The 18264-nt window shown below is 72.8% G+C and carries 18 protein-coding genes; 14 read left to right on the top strand and 4 right to left on the bottom strand.

The features are described from left to right. The first annotated feature begins 10 nt into the window (after window positions 1-10). The 7 genes from H4687_RS35205 to H4687_RS46840 all read left to right on the top strand — a co-directional run bounded on the left by H4687_RS35205 (window position 11) and on the right by H4687_RS46840 (window position 6431). Window positions 11-1525, top strand: a complete 1515-nt coding sequence (locus H4687_RS35205) for a SulP family inorganic anion transporter (RefSeq protein WP_046915144.1) — start codon at window positions 11-13, stop codon at window positions 1523-1525. Between the two features lie 206 nt (window positions 1526-1731). Beyond that, window positions 1732-2568: a slipin family protein gene (locus tag H4687_RS35200; RefSeq protein ID WP_050398068.1), complete on the top strand. Its 837-nt coding sequence runs from the start codon at window positions 1732-1734 to the stop codon at window positions 2566-2568. A gap of 114 nt (window positions 2569-2682) precedes the next feature. After that, entirely contained in the window at window positions 2683-4050 is a 1368-nt protein-coding gene (locus tag H4687_RS35195) for a PhoX family protein (RefSeq protein ID WP_050398067.1), read from the top strand. Between the two features lie 142 nt (window positions 4051-4192). Then, window positions 4193-5014, top strand: a complete 822-nt coding sequence (locus H4687_RS35190) for a helix-turn-helix domain-containing protein (RefSeq protein WP_046919971.1) — start codon at window positions 4193-4195, stop codon at window positions 5012-5014. Continuing rightward, complete coding sequence (locus tag H4687_RS35185) at window positions 5011-5283, top strand: DUF397 domain-containing protein (protein ID WP_046919970.1); 273 nt, start codon at window positions 5011-5013, stop codon at window positions 5281-5283. Before H4687_RS35190 ends, H4687_RS35185 begins: the two co-directional genes overlap by 4 nt. Window positions 5284-5322: 39 nt before the next feature. Next, window positions 5323-6204, top strand: a complete 882-nt coding sequence (locus H4687_RS35180) for a polysaccharide deacetylase family protein (RefSeq protein WP_046919969.1) — start codon at window positions 5323-5325, stop codon at window positions 6202-6204. Between the two features lie 35 nt (window positions 6205-6239). Next, on the top strand, window positions 6240-6431 hold the full coding sequence (locus tag H4687_RS46840; RefSeq protein ID WP_046919968.1) for a hypothetical protein: 192 nt from the start codon (window positions 6240-6242) through the stop codon (window positions 6429-6431). Here the strand turns inward: H4687_RS46840 and H4687_RS46835 are convergent. After that, window positions 6423-7094 carry a hypothetical protein gene (locus tag H4687_RS46835; protein WP_046919967.1) on the bottom strand — a complete coding sequence of 224 codons (672 nt, stop codon included), beginning with the start codon at window positions 7092-7094 and terminating at the stop codon, window positions 6423-6425. The genes H4687_RS46840 and H4687_RS46835 overlap by 9 nt on opposite strands. Next, window positions 7094-8053 (bottom strand): ABC transporter ATP-binding protein, encoded by a 960-nt coding sequence (locus H4687_RS46830; RefSeq protein WP_046919966.1) that lies wholly within the window; start codon window positions 8051-8053, stop codon window positions 7094-7096. Before H4687_RS46830 ends, H4687_RS46835 begins: the two co-directional genes overlap by 1 nt. Before the next feature lie 70 nt (window positions 8054-8123). Here H4687_RS46830 and H4687_RS35170 point away from each other — a divergent pair, with 70 nt between their 5' ends. From H4687_RS35170 to H4687_RS35140, 7 genes are all read left to right on the top strand, one after another. After that, window positions 8124-8864, top strand: a complete 741-nt coding sequence (locus H4687_RS35170; RefSeq protein WP_046919965.1) for an aminoacyl-tRNA hydrolase — start codon at window positions 8124-8126, stop codon at window positions 8862-8864. A 345-nt stretch (window positions 8865-9209) separates the two neighbouring features. Next, window positions 9210-9818: a DUF4142 domain-containing protein gene (locus H4687_RS35165; protein ID WP_050398066.1), complete on the top strand. Its 609-nt coding sequence runs from the start codon at window positions 9210-9212 to the stop codon at window positions 9816-9818. A 120-nt stretch (window positions 9819-9938) separates the two neighbouring features. Beyond that, window positions 9939-10745 carry a DUF4142 domain-containing protein gene (locus H4687_RS35160; RefSeq protein ID WP_046920305.1) on the top strand — a complete coding sequence of 269 codons (807 nt, stop codon included), beginning with the start codon at window positions 9939-9941 and terminating at the stop codon, window positions 10743-10745. A gap of 149 nt (window positions 10746-10894) precedes the next feature. Next, window positions 10895-12241: a DUF692 domain-containing protein gene (locus H4687_RS35155; protein WP_046920307.1), complete on the top strand. Its 1347-nt coding sequence runs from the start codon at window positions 10895-10897 to the stop codon at window positions 12239-12241. Between the two features lie 250 nt (window positions 12242-12491). Then, complete coding sequence (locus H4687_RS35150; RefSeq protein ID WP_050398065.1) at window positions 12492-13265, top strand: DUF4142 domain-containing protein; 774 nt, start codon at window positions 12492-12494, stop codon at window positions 13263-13265. A gap of 142 nt (window positions 13266-13407) precedes the next feature. Next, a complete protein-coding gene (locus H4687_RS35145) occupies window positions 13408-14175 on the top strand; it encodes a TIGR04222 domain-containing membrane protein (protein ID WP_050398064.1) in 768 nt (255 codons plus the stop codon). A 105-nt stretch (window positions 14176-14280) separates the two neighbouring features. Next, window positions 14281-15864 (top strand): alpha/beta hydrolase, encoded by a 1584-nt coding sequence (locus H4687_RS35140; protein WP_050398063.1) that lies wholly within the window; start codon window positions 14281-14283, stop codon window positions 15862-15864. A 52-nt stretch (window positions 15865-15916) separates the two neighbouring features. On the opposite strand, the gene hemQ is transcribed toward H4687_RS35140, so the two are convergent. Both hemQ and hemG read right to left on the bottom strand, forming a co-directional pair. Continuing rightward, window positions 15917-16648: a hydrogen peroxide-dependent heme synthase gene (gene hemQ, locus H4687_RS35135; RefSeq protein WP_005481890.1), complete on the bottom strand. Its 732-nt coding sequence runs from the start codon at window positions 16646-16648 to the stop codon at window positions 15917-15919. 4 nt (window positions 16649-16652) lie between these two features. Beyond that, window positions 16653-18140, bottom strand: a complete 1488-nt coding sequence (hemG, locus tag H4687_RS35130; RefSeq protein ID WP_046919854.1) for a protoporphyrinogen oxidase — start codon at window positions 18138-18140, stop codon at window positions 16653-16655. Window positions 18141-18264: the final 124 nt, after the last annotated feature.

The following is an 18264-nucleotide window of genomic DNA, read 5'->3' as shown; positions in this document are numbered from 1 at the left end:
CAGGACCTCCATGCCCCCCACCTCGTCCGCGTCCCCCCTCATATCCAAGTTCCCCCATCTGCGGCAGGACTTCGGCGCCTCGCTCGTCGTGTTCCTGGTCGCCCTCCCGCTGTGCGTGGGCGTCGCCGTCGCCTCCGGTGTCCCGGCCGAACTCGGCCTGGTCACCGGCATCGTGGGCGGTCTCGTCGCCGGTCTGATGCCCGGCAGCAGCCTCCAGGTCTCCGGCCCGGCGGCCGGTCTGACCGTGCTGGTCTTCGAGGCCGTACGCCAGTTCGGGCTGCCCGCCCTCGGGGTGATCGTGCTCGCCGCCGGTCTGCTCCAGCTCGCCATGGGCGCGCTGAGGCTGGGCCGCTGGTTCCGCGCGATATCCGTCTCCGTCGTCGAGGGCATGCTCGCCGGCATCGGCCTCGTGATCATCGCTGGCCAGCTCTACGCGGCGGCCGGTCTGAAGGCCCCCGCCTCCGGCATCGACAAGATCACGGGCCTGCCCGGCGCCGCCGCCGACGCACTCGGCTCCACCGCCGCGCTGGCCTCGCTGGCGATCGGCGCGGGCACCGTCGCCGTGATGGTGCTGTGGAAGCGCCTGCCGAAGAAGGCCCAGCTGGTCCCCGGCGCCCTCGTCGCGGTCCTGCTGGCCACGCTCGCCGGCCTCGCCCTCAACCTGCCGGTGGCGAACGTCGAGGTGAAGGGCCTGCTGGACGCCATCCAGCCCCCCGGCCTCGACGCGTTCGGCCGGCTGGCGGACGTGGCGATCCTCGGCACGATCCTCGCCTTCACCCTCATCGCCTCCGCCGAGAGCCTGTTCAGCGCGGCGGCCGTGGACCGGATGCACGACGGTCCGCGCACCGCCTACGACAAGGAGCTGATGGCCCAGGGCGCGGGCAACACCGTGTGCGGGCTGCTGGGCGCGCTGCCGATGACGGCCGTGATCGTGCGCAGCTCCGCCAACCTCCAGGCCGGCGCGCGGACGAAGGCGTCCCGGGTGCTGCACGGCGTCTGGCTGCTGCTCTTCGCGGCCCTGCTGCCGGGCGCCCTCGCCCTGATCCCGCTGCCCGCCCTGGCCGGCATCCTCGTCCACGCGGGCTTCAAGCTGATCCCGTTCCGTGAGGTCGCCTCCCTGTGGCGCACCCACCGGGGCGAGGCGCTGATCCTGGTGGCCACGGCGGTGGCGATCGTCGCGGTCAACATGTTCGAGGGCGTGCTGATCGGTCTGGCCCTCTCCGTGGCCAAGACCGCCTGGGAGGCCTCGCACATCAGGCTGGAGGTCGTCGACAAGGGCGCCGGGCCCGTCCAGGCCCACCTCTCCGGCAACGCGACCTTCCTGCGCCTGCCGAAGATCCTCGACAACCTGGAGTCCCTCCCCCAGGACCGCCCGGTGGAGCTCCACCTCACCGGCCTGCACCACCTCGACCACGCCTGCCGCACGGCCCTGGAGAACTGGGCCTCCCGCCACAGCGCGACGGGCACGGAACCGGTACGCATGACGGTGCCGGAACTGGAGAAGGCGACCTCGGGCACCTCCTGACCCGGCCCCGGCGCCCGGTGCCCCGGCCTACCCGCCGGGGCACCGGGCCGCTCCGTTCGCACGGCCACCCCCTCCGCAGCGCCCCACGCCCCCCGGCAGGCAGGCACCGGTGAGCGAAACCCACCCCCGGCCGACAGTCGCCCCGCCCCCCGACTCCGGCATATCGTGGTACTCGCACCGATAGCGGACGACTCAAGGGGGTCGTCATGGTCGAGACGCTGCTCATCACCGCCGCGGCGGTCGGCTCCGCCGCGGTCGTCTACGTCGCCGCCGCGGCCCGGGTCGTCAAGCAGTACGAGCGGGGCGTGGTCTTCCGCCTCGGCCGGCTGCGGGGCGCCCCCAGAAGCCCCGGGTTCACCATGGTCGTCCCCGGCATCGACCACATCCGCAAGGTCAACATGCAGATCGTGACGATGCCCGTCCCGGCGCAGGAGGGCATCACCCGCGACAACGTCACCGTACGCGTCGACGCGGTCGTCTACTTCCAGGTCGTGGACGCGGCCAACGCCGTCGTCCAGGTCGAGGACTACCGCTTCGCCGTCTCCCAGATGGCCCAGACCTCCCTGCGTTCGATCATCGGCAAGAGCGACCTCGACGACCTGCTCTCCAATCGCGAGAAGCTCAACCAGGGGCTGGAGCTGATGATCGACAGCCCCGCCGTGGAGTGGGGCGTCACGATCGACCGCGTGGAGATCAAGGACGTCTCCCTCCCCGACACCATGAAACGCTCCATGGCCCGCCAGGCCGAGGCCGACCGCGAACGCCGGGCCCGCATCATCAACGCCGACGCGGAGCTGCAGGCCTCCAAGAAGCTCGCGGAAGCCGCCCAGCAGATGTCCGAGCAGCCCGCGGCCCTCCAACTCCGCCTGCTGCAGACGGTGGTGGCGGTCGCCGCGGAGAAGAACTCCACCCTCGTCCTGCCCTTCCCCGTGGAGCTGCTCCGCTTCCTGGAGCGAGCCCAGGCAGGCCCGTCGCCGGACCCGCCCCAGCCGCCCCGGGCACCCTCCCCGCCCCCCGTGTCCCCGCCCCCGCCGACCGAGTGACACGGCGGCGACTCCTCCGCCTCCTTCTACGCGCGTGGTTCACGTGGCCGTGACCGCGTGATACACACAGGCGGGTCACATCCTGTCCGCCAACAGGAAGGTAGTCCCGTGTCAGTGACCCGCCGTCAGGCCCTCGCCCGTTCCGGCGCAGGCGTCGCAGGTATCGCGTTCACCGGAGCCCTCTCCGAACTCTTCGCGGGCTCGGCCGCCGCGCAGAGCGACCTCGGCCACTCCGGCTACGGCCCCCTGATCCCCGACCCGAACGGTCTGCTCGACCTGCCGAAAGGTTTCCGCTATCAGGTCCTCTCCCGCGAGGGCGACGCCCTGCGCTCCGGTGAGGGCCTGGTCCCCAGCAACTTCGACGGCATGTCAGCCTTCCCCGGCAGACACGGGCGGGTCCACCTCGTCCGCAACCACGAGAACCGTGCCACCGGCCGCGTCCCGGTCCCCACGGTCGAGGGTCTGACCTACGACCCCATGGGCAAGGGCGGCTGTACGTCGCTGACGCTCGACGCCCGCGGCAAGGTCCTCGCGGAGGGCGTCGCCATCGCAGGCACGGCCGTCAACTGCGCGGGCGGGCCCACCCCGTGGGGCACCTGGCTGACCTGCGAGGAGACCGAGGACAGAGCGGGCACCAACGGCTACACCAAGGACCACGGCTTCATCTTCGAGGTGGACGCGGCCGACCCCCGCCGCTCGGGCGCCGTGCCCCTGACCGCGATGGGCCGCTTCCAGCACGAGGCCATCGCCGTCGACCCCAAGCGCGGAGTGGTCTACGAGACGGAGGACGCCTTCCAGCGCCCCTTCGGCCTCTTCTACCGCTTCCTCCCCGAGAAGCCCAAGGGCGGCCTCGGTTCACTCCGCGCGGGCGGCCGGCTCCAGGCGATGCGGGTGCCCGGCGTACCGGACCTGTCCCCCATCCAGGAGCCCGGAGCCCGCTTCGACGGCATCGAGTGGGTCGACGTCCCCGACCCCCTGGCCACGACGACGGCCATCCGCCACCAGGACTTCGGCCCCAAGGGCATCACCCACGCGCAGAAACTCGAAGGCTGCTACTGGGGCGGCCGCTGCGTGTACTTCGTCTCGTCCTTCGCCCGCAGCGCGGACGGTTCGGCCGCCGACCACTACGGCCAGATCTGGCGCTACGACCCCGACCACCGCACCCTCACCCTGGTGATCGCCTTCGGCCCCGACACCGACCTCCAGCTCCCGGGCGAGTCCCCCGACAACATCTGCCTCGCCCCCTCCGGCGGCCTCATGGTCTGCGAGGACGGCAACGGCGCCCAGCACGTCTACGGCGTCACCCGCCGCGGCGAGGTCTATGCCATGGCCCGCAACGCCCAGAACATCGGCACCCCGACCGACCCCGAATGGGGCGAGTTCGCCGGCGTCACCTTCTCCCCCGACGGCCGGACGATGTACGTCAACTGTTACACCCCGGGGACGACCTTCGCGGTGACGGGGCCGTGGCGACGCACCTGACCCGAGCCGAGCGGAGTCGAGGGGAACACGCATGTACGGCACGTCGCCGTACATGCGTGTTCGATGGACAGTACGCGTAACCGTTCGTGACTCTGGGTGAGTTGATCGTGGGGAGATCCGACTCACCCGGAGGTGGCCGAGCATGAGCGTCGACTGGGAACCCGACCCGTCCGACAGTCTGAAGACGTTCGGGGCGTTCGTGCAGGCGCTGCGGGAGCATCACGGGCACACGAGGGAACAGTTCGCGCCGCTGGTGCGGTTCAGCGTCCATACCGTCGCCTCGATCGAGCTGGGGAGGCGGATGGCGGACGAGGTGTTCGTCGAGCGGGCGGATGAGGTGCTGGGCGGGACGGGGGCGTTGCTGAGGGCAGGCAAGCATCTGTCGCGGCAGCCGGGTCTGGCCTCGTGGTTCCGGAAGTGGGCGGGCCTGGAGCGTCAGGCGGTCAGTCTGAGCATCTACGAGTGCCGGTTGGTGCCCGGATTGCTGGAGTCGGAGCCGTACGTTCGGGCAGTGTTCGGGGAGAGCATTCCGCCCCTCGCCGACGAACAGCTCGAAGCCCAGGTGATTGCTCGCATGGATCGACAGCGGCTCCTCCGAGAGCGCCCCAACACCTCGTTCAGCTTCATCATCGAGGAGGCCGTCATCCGGCGGGAATTGGGCGGGCCGGAAGTCACACGCGCGATGCTCGACCATCTGCTGGAGAACATGCGACTCCGGAACGTCGTGGTGCAGATCATGCCGCTGAGCAGCAGGCACCACGCCTGCCTCGACGGTCCCGTTCAACTCGTCGAACTGCCAGACGGGCGCCGACTCGCGTACTCCGAGGGGCAGCAGAGCGGACGGCTTATCTCCGACGGGAAAGAGGCCCGCCTGCTCCATCAGCGGTATGCGACACTGCGCTCGCAGGCCCTCAGCCCGGCTGACTCCGAGGGCCTGTTGGAGCGAATGCGAGGAGCGCAATGAGCAGGACCGAACTCGCCTGGTTCAAGAGCAGCTACAGCGGCACCCAGGGCGACAGCTGTGTAGAGATCGCGCTCGCCTGGCGAAAGTCGACGTACAGCGGCACCGAGGGCGATGACTGCGTAGAAGTCGCCACCCTCCCCTCCGCCGTCCACGTCCGTGACTCCAAGGTCCCCGGCAGCCCGGAGCTGACCCTCTCCCCCACCGCCTGGGCCCCCTTCATCACCCAGGCGGGTGACTTCGTGCCGGACTCCCTGCCGTTCGACAGCTGAACCGACTGTCCGCTGAGCCCACCGCCGTACTTTCGTGCGGTGATCAGTCCTGTACGAAGAATCACCGCGCTCTGTGCGGTCGGCGTGCTCGGCGCCGTCCTCTCCGGCTGCGGCACCCCGGAGCCCTCGACACGCATCGTCACCGCCACCGCCAGCCCCTCGGCGGCCATGGCGTCCCGTCCGCCCACGCTCGCGCCGGGCCCGGCCGGGCTGACCCCGGTGTTCGAACACGGCCCGCGGACCCGGGGGGACAAGGCCGTCGCGCTCACCTTCGACGCGGACATGACCGCGGACCAGGGCGACAGGGCCGCCGCCGGTGAGCGGTTCGACAATCCTGAACTGATCGCGGCGCTGCGCCGGCTGAAGGTTCCGGCCACGCTGTTCATGACGGGACGCTGGGTCGAGGAGTACCCGATCCAGGCGCGGTCCATCGGGCGGGACCCTCTGTTCGAGGTGGCGAACCACTCGTACAGCCATCACGCCTTCACTGAGAACTGCCACGGTCTGCCCACCATGGCGCCGGAGCGCATGCGGGCGGATCTGGAGCGCGCCTACCGGGTGTTCCGGGAAGCGGGGGTGACGGACCCGATGCCGTACTTCCGGTTCCCCGGCGGCTGCTACGACAGCCGCGCGCTGCGCAGCATCGGCGCGTCCGGGGTGACGGCCGTGCAGTGGGACGTGGTGAGCGGGGACGCGTTCGCGACGGACGCGGACGACGTGGTGCGGCAGGTGCTGGACGGAGTGCGGCCGGGGTCGGTCGTGGTCATGCACTGCACGCGGAATGCCGCCCCGGTCACGGAGAAGGCCGTACGGAGGATCGTGCCGGTGCTCCGGGCGCGGGGCTACCGGTTCGTGAAGGTGTCGGAACTGGTCGGCACGGCGGCGACGACGGAGACGGCCGCGGCGGCCGTCGCGCGCTGATCCGGGACGCGGCCCGGCCGTTCTAGGCTGGAGGGATGAGCGACTACCGGGGAGCCGAAGAGACAACCGCGGCTCAGGGGTCCGCCCCGGCCACGGACGAGGCGGAGCCCTTCGCCGAGTGCGTGCTGTGCCGGAAGCCCACCGAGTACCCGGAGTCCCACAAAGGGGTCACGCTGTGCCCTGTATGCGAGTGGCGGGAGGCCGAGCGGACCGCCTGTTCAGGCTGAGCGGCGGGTCGTCAGGGCGCACGCCACGGCGGTCGCGGCCGCCGCGAGCAGACCGGCCGCGATCAGGGGCAGGACGGGGACCGGGACGGCCGCCCGCCGCGAACCGTCGACCAGAGCGGTGACCGCGATCCGGGCCGGGGAGCCGGCCACGACCAGGGACAGCAGCGCACCCAGCAGCAGGGTCGGCACGGACCGGCCCGGCGAGCGCAGCAGGGGCCAGTTCGTGAGCGCGCCGACGGCCGTGCCGAGGAGGGCGCAGGCGAGCGCGGCCAGCAGGCCGGCGCCCGCCGCCGGGAGCGCCTCGACGCGCGTCTGGTGGTCCGTGCTCGTGGGGGCGCTGATGATCGCGACGAGGACGGTGGCCGCCGTGCCGAGGAGGGCTGCCGCCGAGAACGCCACCAGGACGCAGGCCAGGTGCGCCCGGCCGGGTCCGGCCGCCGCGCCCGTACAACTGCGTGCCGCGGGAGGCTCGTTGGTGACGCAGATCCGCATCAGCCAGGCGGAGACGGGCAGCAGCGCGGCGGCCGTGTAGCCGAGCGAGTCGAGCACCGGCTGCCCCTTCTGCACCCCGATGGCGAGGAACGCCGCGTACAGGATGACGGGCGGGAGCCAGCGCTGGGAGCGTACGAGGAGGGCCGCTTGGTAGCGGAGGAGGGCGTTCATCAGGCGCGTTCGCCTTCCAGTGCGGGTTGCGGTGCGGAGTCGGATTCCGGTGCGGAGTCGGGTGCCGTCAGGGGCGCGGGTGCCGGGCCCAGGCTCACCACGTGCCAGGGCGGGCGGGCCTCCAGCAAAGCTCTGAGCAGCGCGTCCGAGGCCGCCGCCGGGACGGTGAACCGGTGGGTCCCGGAGCCGCTCTCCTCGACCGCCGTCGCCAACTCGGTGATCTGGCGCGGTACTCGCCTCCCCGACGCGCCACGCCCCTCGACAACGACAGCAGGGGCGGCGGCGGAGGCGGCCGAGGCGTCGTCCGCACCCATCCGTGAAGTCCCGCTCCCCTCCCGGTGGTCGAGCGCGCCCCCGACCACCGCGTAGATCGCGTCCGGCGCCCCCGCCAGCCGCCCCGGATCGTGGTCCACGAACACCACCGCGGCCCCGGCGGCGGTCCGCTCGACCACCACACGCTCCAGCTCCTCACGGGCGTCGGCGTCCAGGCCGGTCCACGCCTCGTCGAGGACGAGCAACTCCGGTGCGGCGAGCAGGGCCTGGGCCACGGCGACCTTCTGGCTGCTGCCCTTGGACAGCTCCCCCATGGGCGTACGGGCGTACTCGGCGGCGCCGAAGCGCTCCAGCCACTCGGTGGCGGCGCGTGCCGCGGCCGGGCGGTCGAGGCCGTGGACGGCACCGAGGTGGGTGAGGTACTCGGCGGCGGTGAACGGCAGCGCGGCGGGGAAGCGTTCGGGGACGTACGCCGTGCGTGGGCGCCCCGTCGCCCGGCCCACCGTGGGCGCGTCAAGTCCGGCGAGGACGCGGAGCAGCGTCGACTTGCCGGTGCCGTTCGCGCCCTCGACCCGGGTCAGCGTGCCGGGCGCGATCTCCAGGTCGACGCCGCGCAGCACCCAGGGGCCACGGAATCCGTAGCGGCGGCCGACACCTTCCAGCCTCAGCAGTAACTCGCGTTCCATGGCCCCATCCTCGTACAGACGGGCGGGTGCGGGTCGGGGCAGGGCCCTTTTCGCCTGGCAGACTGGGCGGGTGACCACGAGCGACCCGACCCCCGACCCCGCCCCCGCTGCCGCCCAGGACAGCCCCTTCCAGGAGGAGCGGACCTCGCGCGACGAGGGGCCGCAGTTCGTGCTGCCCCTGGTCGCGCGCATCGAGCGGGGCGCTCCGCCGGCGCGTACGGACGCGCTGGAGACGGCGGCGCGGGCGGTGCTCGTGATGCTGAGCGACGCGCGGTCGCTGGGCGACGGGGAGTGGGCCGAGGCGATGCGGAGCTGGCAGGACGCCCGGATCCGCAAGGTGGTCCGGCGGGCGCGGGGCGCGGAGTGGCGGCGGGCCGAAGCGCTGCCGGGGATCACCGTGGCCGGCAAGTCGGCGGAGGTGCGGGTCTTCCCGCCGGTGCCGCTCGACGGCTGGCCCAAGGACCTGGCCCGGCTCCAGGTCTCCGGCACGGACCTCGACGACCCCGAACCGCCGACCGAGCCCGATCCCGCCGCCCCGGTGCTCTGGCTGAACCCCGGGGTCGAGATGTCGGCGGGCAAGGCGATGGCCCAGGCCGGTCACGGCGCCCAGCTCGCCTGGTGGGACCTCGACGCCCCGGCCCGCGCCACCTGGCGGGACGCGGACTTCCCTCTCGCGGTCCGCACCACCACCCCGGTCCACTGGAAAACCCTCACCACCTCCGGCCTTCCCCTCGTCCGCGACGCGGGCTTCACGGAGGTCGCCCCGGGCTCCAGCACGGTCGTCGCGGACCACCGGGCCCTGCGCACCTGAACCCCCGGGCCCCTTACCCGTCCCCGCCCTGTCAAGGGCCGCGCCCCTTGAGGGCCTCCTGCCGCTCAGGGACGAAAAGCACGGGGCGCAGCCCCTGCTTTTCAGGGGCGCGGGGAACTGCGCGACCAGCCCCCACCCACCCGCAGCCGAACAGCCGGCCCCTCGCCGTCGGCACCTCCCCGGCGCCGGGCGCCCACGCCGCGCCCCGCTGATCGAGTCCGCCTGAACCGGACCCCCTCAGGCTGTTCGAAAGCCGTTGAACAACTCCGCCACCCCGCACGTATCTTCCTGCACTGGCCAAGCAACTGCCCCAACGACCAGTTGGCATCATCCGGGAGGATCACTTTGCGGCGTCTCAACGGCTCGCTCATCGCCGGCCTGGCTCTCGTCGTCACCGTAGGCGCGCTGGCGTTCCCGGTATGGTCCTACGCCGACCGCTCGGGCACCGCCCAGGCCAACATGGCCGCCGGCTCGGTGAACACCCAGTGGGGGCCGCTGACGGCCTCCGACCGGGACCTGATCGTCCGCGTGCGGCTCGCCGGGCTGTGGGAGCTGCCCGCCGCCGAGAAGGCGATGGCGCGGTCGAAGAGCCCCCAGGTGAAGGAGGCGGCGGACCACCTGATCGTGGGCCACAAGGACCTCGACGAACGGGTGCGGGCCGTGGCGTCCCAGCTGGGCGTGGAGCTGCCGAACGTGCCGAACGAGCAGCAGCAGGGCTTCCTCCAGCAGATGGACAACGCCACGGACGACCAGTTCGACCGGGTGTGGGCCAACCTGCTGCGTTCCGCCCACGGCAAGATCTTCCCGGCCATCGGGACGATCCGGAACCAGACCGAGAACACCCTGGTGCGCCAGCTGGCCTCGGACACCAACCAGACCGTGCTCGACCACATCACGATGCTGGAGAAGACCGGCCAGGTCGACTTCGACGCCATCGCCAACGGCACGATCTGACGCGGCCCCGGACCCGCCCCCGAGCGGCGGCCACGGACCAGGCACACCCGGCGCTCACCCGCCGCACCCCAAGCAACAGTCAGACCCCAACGATCAGTTGGTTTCCTCCGGGAGGCTCTTTTGCGACGCTCCAAGGGCTCAGTCCTCGTCGCCCTGGCGATCGCCGGCACGCTCACCGCGGTCGCCTATCCCATCTTCTACTCGTACCCCAACCGCAACGCGACGGCCGCGGCCGCGCTCACCGGTGACACGGTGACCACGCAGTGGGGGCCGCTCACCCCCGGCGACCGCGACCTGCTCATCCGCGTGCGGCTGGCGGGCCTGTGGGAGCTGCCGGCCGGGCAGCAGGCCCTGGAGCGCAGCGGGAGCAAGGCCATCAGGGAGGCAGCCGACCACCTGATCGTGGGCCACACCGACCTCGACAAGCGGTCCCGGGTCATCGCGGCGAAGCTGGGCGTCGAACTGCCCAACCAGCCGACGGCGGAGCAGCAGGGCTTCCTGGACCAGATGACCGCCGCGAAGACCGAGGCCGACTACAACAAGGTCTGGGCGAACCTGCTGCGGACCGCCCACGGCAAGATCTTCCCGGCGATCGCCTCCGTGCGGAACTCCACCCGCAACACGCTGATCCGCCAGCTGGCCTCCGACGCCAACCAGACCGTGCTGGACCACATCACGATCCTGGAGGCCACCGGCGAGGTCGACTTCGCGACCATCGCCCAGAAATCGGTCACCGGCACCGCGAGCCCGACCGGCCCGCCGCCGCCCGTCGCCGGTCAGGTGCCGCCCGCGGCGCCCCCCGCCGAGCCGTCCACCAACCCGGACGTGAAGTCGCGCCCGTCGCCCTTCCCGGGCAACCAGGTCCCCACCGGCCGTCCGGACCCGGAGGAGATCAACAAGGACCAGGGCGAGCCGGCGGTCCAGTAGAAAGCTCAAATGTTGCTCTGAAGGTCCCCTCCCCGGGGTTCGCCCCCGTTCCTCGGGGCCATGACTCCGTCACGCCGGAACACAGGTCCGCCATGAGGAGACGCACAGGGTCTGGTGAAGCCGTGGCCGACGTGACCGAGGAGGGGACGATGGAGCAGATCGCACAGTTGGGGACGGGGATCGGCTGGCGGCCGGAGATCGCCGACGCCGTCGAGCGCATGGCCGGGCGGGCGGGCGGTGTCGACTGGGTCGAGGTCGTCGCCGAGAACGTCTGTCCCGGCCACGTCCACGAGTCGCTGCTGCGCCTGCGCGAGCGCGGCGTCACGGTGGTGCCGCACGGCGTCTCCCTGGGTCTCGGCGGCGCCGACCGCCCCGACGAGCAGCGCCTGCGCTCCCTCGCCGAGCGCGTGGAGGCACTGGGCGCCCCCCTCGTCACGGAGCACATCGCGTTCGTCCGGGCGGGGGGCGCGCTCACCGCGTCGCCGCGGCTGGAGGCCGGGCACCTGTTGCCGGTGCCGCGCACCCGGGACGCCCTGGACGTGCTGTGCGAGAACGTCCGCATCGCCCAGGACGCGCTGCCCGTGCCGCTCGCCCTGGAGAACATCGCCGCCCTCATCAACTGGCCCGGCGAGGACATGACCGAGGGACAGTTCCTCTACGACCTCGTCGACCGCACCGGCGTCCGGCTCCTCATCGACGTGGCGAACCTGCACACCAACCACGTCAACCGGGGCGAGGACCCCGCGAAGGCGCTCGACGAGCTGCCGGTCGAGGCCATCGCGTACGTCCATGTCGCGGGCGGCTTCGAACGGGACGGCGTCTGGCACGACAGCCACGCCCACCCCGTCCCCCGGCAGGTCCTCGACGTCCTCGCCGACCTCGCCTCCCGCGTGACCGCGCCGGGCGTCCTCCTGGAGCGCGACGACAACTTCCCCGAGCCGGGCGAGCTGGAGCGGGAGCTGGAGTCGATCCGCGGCGTGCTGGAGAAGGCCGAGGTGCGCGGCCCCGCGACGACGGTGCCCGCCGCCGGAACGGTGCCCGCCGCAGAGGCCGAGCCCGTCGCCGAACCCGAGGCCGAGCCCGTCGCCCGGCAGCGGCTCGGGCTCGCGCAGGCCGCGCTGCTGTCCGCGCTGGTCGCGGGGACGCCGGTGCCCGAGGGGTTCGACCGGGTGCGGCTGGGGGTGCAGGCCCGGTCCCTCGCGGCCAAGCGGGCGGACGTCGTGGCGAAGGTGGCGCCGGAGCTGCCGGAGATCCTCGGCCCGTCGTACCGGCCGACGTTCGTGGCGTACGCGCAGGGCCACCCGATGACCGACGGCTACCGGCGTGACGCCCTGTCCTTCGCCGAGCACGTCCTGCTGACCGGCCGCCCGGGCGACGCGGACGTCCAGCGCGAGGTGCGCCGGTGGTGGCTGGAGCGCTCGGGCCCCGCCCCGCTGTCCCGGCGCCCCACGGCCCGGCTGGCCCGAGCCACCCGCAGGGTGCTCCTTCGCCGCTGACCCGGGGCGTTCACCCCGAGGTGTGCTGCGATTAACAAACCCGTGCCTCCCGCACGGGTTTGGCGTCGTTTGCACCCCGTTCGCCCCGGTTGATCCACCGCTTCGCCTACCCCGTCCACAGCTTTTTGTCCACACCTCAACCATTCCTCCGCATAAGGCGGTTGACGCGGACCGGGCAGTAACATACCGGTCCGTAGGCCGAGCAGCACCCGTCGCGCATGAGCGCGCGGTGCCGCGAGCAGGAGGCACCATGCGAAGCACCAGGGGCAGAGGGGGACTTTTCAGTGGCACAGGACTCATCGTCGCCGGGCTGACGGCGACGCTCATCGCGCTGGTCTTCCCGGTCTGGTCGTACGCGGACCGCTCCGGCACCGACGTCAGCGTGCTCAACGCGACCACCATGACGACACGGTACGGCCCGCTGTCCGCCCTGGACCGGGACTTCATCACGAAGGTCAGACTCGCCGGACTGTGGGAGCTGCCCGCCGGACAGCAGGCCGAGACGAAGGGCACCACCGCGGGCGTACGGACCGCCGGTGAGCACCTCATCGAGGGGCACACCTTCCTCGACGCCCGCGTCCGCGACGTCGCCGCGCGCCTGAACCTGCCCCTGCCCAACCAGCCGAACGACCAGCAGAAGGCGTGGCTGACCACCCTGAACGCGGCGCGGGGCGAGACCTACGACCGCGAGTTCGCGAACATCCTGCGCCTGGCGCACGGCAGGGTCTTCTCCGTGGTCGCCCAGGTCCGCGCCACCACCCGCAACTCACTGGTCCGCGCCCTCGCCGACGACGCCAACACCACCGTCCTCGACCACATCACGGTCCTGGAGGCCACCGGGCTCGTCGACTACGACGCGATCGCCCGCGACACCGTCTCCGCGAGCACCCCGCCCCTCACCAGTTCCCCGGCCCCGCCCGGCTCACCGGACGACCCCGGCTCGCCGATCCCGGTGACGCCCTCCCCGTCCCCGTCGGTCTACACCCTGCCGCCGGCCGCCAACGGGCCGTCGGACGACGGCTAGCACCCCGGAGCGCGTCGGGCGCCGCCCGACGGCCTTCCAATTGCGGGCCGTAACGGCGTACGAACGAACGAGACCGGGAAGCTTCCCTCCGGATTCCGTACACCGCCCGCCGCGGGTCCGGGCCGCCGCGTAGAAACACGCCATGCTCTGGGTCCTCTTCCTCCTCCTGGCCTGGGCCGCCGCCGGCGTGTCCTGTGCCCGACTGTGCCTGGCCTCGCTGCGGGCGGCGGCCGCCGCCGACGACGTCCCCGCGGACCGTGTCCACCACTGCCACCGGCTCACGCTCTACGAGGCGGCGTTCCTGTCCGGCGGCCCGGCGCGCGTCGCCGACCTCACCCTCGTCTCCATGGCCTGCCGGCGCCGGATCCTGCTGGCCCACACCGGCTGGGCGACCGTCGTGGACCCGGACGGCCGCGACGACATGGAACGCGCCGTCATAGGCGCGATAGGCCCCGGCGGACAGTCCCGGATCGCGCCCGTACGCCGCAGAGCCGCCGCGGCCGAGTCCGTACGGCACCTCTCCGACCGGCTCGTCGCGGCGGGACTGGCCGTGCCGGACGCCGCGCGGACGGGGGTCGCCGACGCGGTCACCCAGGTACGGGGCGCGGCACTCGGCGTGTGCGGCCTCGGGGCGCTGGCGTCGACGCTGCCCGCGCAGGGCTTCGCCGAACACCGTGCGCTGGTGGCGCTGTGGTTCGCGCTGCCGCTGGTGCTGACGCTCAGCTGCCTTCTCATCGCCAGGGTCGAGGGGCCGTCGGGCACGCGGTGGGCGTCGCCGGAGGGGATGCGGGTGCTGAAGGCCGTGGTGGGCCGGGGCGGGAGCGACGTCCCGGACCTCGTCTCGGTGGCCGTCCGGGGGGTGGGGGCCGTGGAGTCCCCCGAGTTACGGGCGGCGTTCGAACAGCGGTGACACCGTAGGGGAACACCTCGCCGACACCGTCCGACGGTGCTTTACATTCACCCTCTTTCGCACCAAACATCCCTGTGTCGCTGTCGTGCTTCGGAGGGATTCGCCATGCGGGCTGCCGTTCTCCACGTGACCGCCGCGGCGGTGCTGCTGCTGAGCGGCCTCGCCGCTCCCCCGGCCGCGGGGGACACGCTCACCGGCCGGGTGGCGGAGCGGGCCGCGGCCGAGGGCATCCGGTTCGGGAAGTGTCCGGCGGTGGAGGGGCTGCCGGACGGGGTGCGCTGCGGGACGGTCGAGGTGCCGCTCGACTACGCGCGCCCCGACGGCAGACAGATCGCGCTGACCGTCAGCCGGATCCGGGCCACGGGCAAGGACGCCGAGGGCAAGAAGGTCGCCCGGCAGGGGGCGCTCGTCTTCAACCCCGGCGGCCCCGGCGCCTCCGGGATGTTCTTCCCGCTCCTCGGTCACCTCCCGGAATGGAAACGGCTCGGCGCCGCGTACGACCTCGTCGGGTACGCCCCGCGCGGGGTCGGCCGGTCGGCGCCGCTGTCCTGCCGGGACCCCGAGCGGCTGCACCACGGGCCCTCACCGGCGCCGACACACCCTTCGGAGGCGTACAAGAAGGAACGGATCGCGCGGGCCGAGGAGTTCGCGCGGGAGTGCGCGCGGCGGGGCGGGAGCGCGCTGCGGCACTACCACTCCCTCAACAACGCCCGGGACCTCGACGTCCTGCGCGCCGCGCTCCGCGAGCCGCGGCTGACGTTCATGGGGGCGTCGTACGGCACGTACTTCGGCGCGCTGTACGCGTCGCTGTTCCCCTCCCACGTACGCCGGATGGTCTTCGACTCGGCGGTGAACCCGGACCCCGAGCAGATCTGGTACCGCAACAACCTCGGCCAGTCGGCCGCGTTCGAGGGGCGCTGGGCGGACTTCCGGTCCTGGGCCGCACGGCACCACACGGTGTACGGGCTGGGCGACACCCCGGAGAAGGTGCTGCGGAGCTACGAGCGGGCGGCGGCGCTGCTGGCGGCCCGGCCCGCCGGCGGCAAGGTGGGACCGGGGCAGCTGCAGGGCGCGTTCCTCCAGGCCGGGTACCACGACGACCTCTGGCCGCAGCGTGCCCTGGCCCTCTCCGCGTATCTGAAGGGCGACCCGAAGCCGCTGGTGCAGATCGCCGGTCCGTACCCGGAGGCCGCCGTCGAGCAGGAGAACACGAGCGCCGTCTACACGGCCGTCGAGTGCAACGACGGACCCTGGCCCACCGACTGGCGGGTCTGGGACCGCGACAACACCCGGCTCGCGCGCACCGCGCCCTTCGAGACCTGGGACAACGTGTGGACGAACCTGCCGTGCGCGTACTGGACGGGGCCGCGTCAGCAGCCGCTCGATGTGCGGACCGGGCCCGGTGAGCTGCCGCCCACGCTGATCCTCGCGGCCGAGCGGGACGCGGCGACGCCGTACGACGGGGCGCTCGAACTGCACCGGCGCCTGTGGGGGTCGGTGCTGGTGACCGAGCGGGACGCCGGTAACCACGGGGTGGCCTGGGGAACCAACAAGTGCGTCAACGGCCATCTGGAGGCGTACCTGCTGGAGGGGCGGCTGCCGGAGCGGCACGCGGCCTGCGCGGCGCGTCCGGAGCCCAGCGCCTCGCGGGGCCGGGCCGCCGGGACACCGCGGGCCGTCAAGAGCTGACCGCCCGCGCCGCGGGGCCGCTGCCGCGACGGCCCCGCACTCCTCGCGGGACCTACGCCAGGCCCGCCACCAGCTCGGCCACCGACTTCCTGCGGCCCGTGTAGAACGGGACCTCCTCGCGGACGTGCATCCGGGCCTCCGAGGCACGCAGATGACGCATGAGGTCGACGATGCGGTACAGCTCGTCGGCCTCGAAGGCGAGCATCCACTCGTAGTCGCCCAGCGAGAACGACGCGACCGTGTTGGCGCGGACGTCCGGGTAGCCGCGGGCCATCTTGCCGTGGTCGGCGAGCATGCGGCGGCGGTCCTCGTCGGGCAGCAGGTACCAGTCGTAGGAGCGCACGAAGGGGTAGACGCTGACGTAGTCGCGGGGCGTCTCGTCGGCGAGGAACGCCGGGATGTGCGAGCGGTTGAACTCGGCGGGGCGGTGCAGCGCCATGTTCGACCACACCGGGGTGAGCGCGCGGCCCAGCCGGGTGCGGCGGAAGAGGTTGTACGCCTCCTGGAGCTGGTCGCTGGTCTCGGCGTGCCACCAGATCATGAGGTCGGCGTCGGCGCGCAGCCCCGACACGTCGTACGTGCCGCGGACGGTCACGTCCTTCGCGGCGAGCTGGTCGAACAGGTCCTGGACCTCGTCGGCGTAACCGGTGCGGTCCTCCGGCAGCACGTCCTTCAGCTGGAAGACGGACCACAGGGTGTAGCGGATGACCTCGTTGAGGTCCTTGGCCAGCTTGCCCTTGTTGGGGATCCGGCCGGGCTCGGTGGAGGGGGCGACGTCGCTCATGGCCCTATTCTCCCGCTCCGCCGTGCAGGCTCTGCACCGGGTCGGCGGTGAGGTCCCGCACCGCGCGCAGGTCGCCGTGGATCTGGTCCACGGCGGCGGAGGCGCTCGCGACGCAGGCCGGGATGCCGACGCCGTCGTACGCCGCGCCGCAGACCGCGAGGCCGGGCAGCTTGCCGAGGCGCTCGCGGACGCGGGCCACGCGCGCGTGGTGGCCGACCGGGTACTGGGGCAGGCCGTCGTCCCAGCGGGTGACACGGGTCGCGACGGGGGTGGCGGTCAGGCCGGTGGCCTCGCGCAGGTCGGTCCTCGACACGTCCACGAGGTGGGCGTCGTCGTGGTCCAGGATCGCCGTCTCGCCGTACCGGCCGACCGAGGTGCGCAGGATCAGCAGGTCCGGGTTCTCGTCGGCGATCCAGCCCCACTTGTGGGAGGAGAACGTCGACGCCTTGATCGTGCGGCCGTCGACCGGCGGCACCAGGAAGCCGCTGCCCGCGGGGAGGCCGAGGCCGGACCGGTGGTAGGCGAGGGTGACCAGGGCCATCGAGGCGTACTCCACGCCCGCCAGTTCGGCGGCGGCCTCGGGGGCCTCGGCGCGGAGCAGTCCGGCGGCGACCGGGGCGGGGACCGCCACCACGACGGCGTCGGCGCGCAGGACGCGGTCCTCACCACCGCCGCCCGGACCGCCGGTGACGACGCGCCAGCCGCCGGAGGCCTCCCGGCGCAGCTCCGCCACCGGCGTCCGGGTGCGGATGACGGCGCCGCGCGCCCGCACCGACTCGGCGACGGCGAGCGGCAGTTGCCCGATCCCGCCCTCGATGCCCATGAACACCGGTCCGCTCTGCCCGGCGGCGGCGGCGCGCTCCTGGATGCCCCGGACTGCTTCGGTGAGGGAGGTGTGGGTCAGGGCCGCTTGGAAGAGCTGCGGGACGGCCGAGCGCATCGAGATGCGGTACGCGTCGCCCGCGTAGACACCGCCGAGCAGGGGTTCCACCAGCCGGTCGACGACCTCGCGGCCGAGGCGGGCGGCCACGTACTCCCCGACCGCCACGTCGTCGCCGACCTCGGTGCGGGGCAGGTCGGCGTCGCGCTCGATCCGGGCGAGGCCCTCGTCGGACAGGACCCCGGAGAGTGCGGACGCGGTGCCGGGGACGCCCATGACGTGTCCCTTGGGCATCGGCCGCAGGGCACCGCGGGTCCAGAGGGAGGCCGAGGCGGTGGCCGGCGGCTGGAGCCGGTCGGCGAGACCGACCTCACGCGCGAGGGCGACGGCCTCGGGGCGGCGGGCCAGGATCGACTCGGCGCCGAGGTCGACGCGCGCGCCCGCGATCTCGCCGGGGAGCAGCTTGCCGCCGACTCTGTCCGTGGCCTCCAGGACGGTCACGCTCGCGCCCCGGTCCAGCAGCCCGTGCGCGGCGGCCAGCCCCGCGATCCCGGCCCCGATGACGACGACATGCCCGGCGTCGCGCCCGACGTCCGTACGTGATCCGCTCATGGCTCCACCCTCTCAGATGTCACGGACAGTCATGGCGCCGGTCCTCTGGCGGGCCCTGTGCCGGGCTCGTCAGCCGCTGTGGCCCCGCCGAGTCCCGACCGTGACCGCTTCGGGACCGGTGCCC

The organism is Streptomyces stelliscabiei (assembly GCF_014873495.1).
In the GTDB taxonomy this organism is placed as follows: domain Bacteria; phylum Actinomycetota; class Actinomycetes; order Streptomycetales; family Streptomycetaceae; genus Streptomyces; species Streptomyces bottropensis.
Note: the sequence above shows the minus strand (reverse complement) of the source record. Positions and strands in the feature narration are given on the sequence as shown.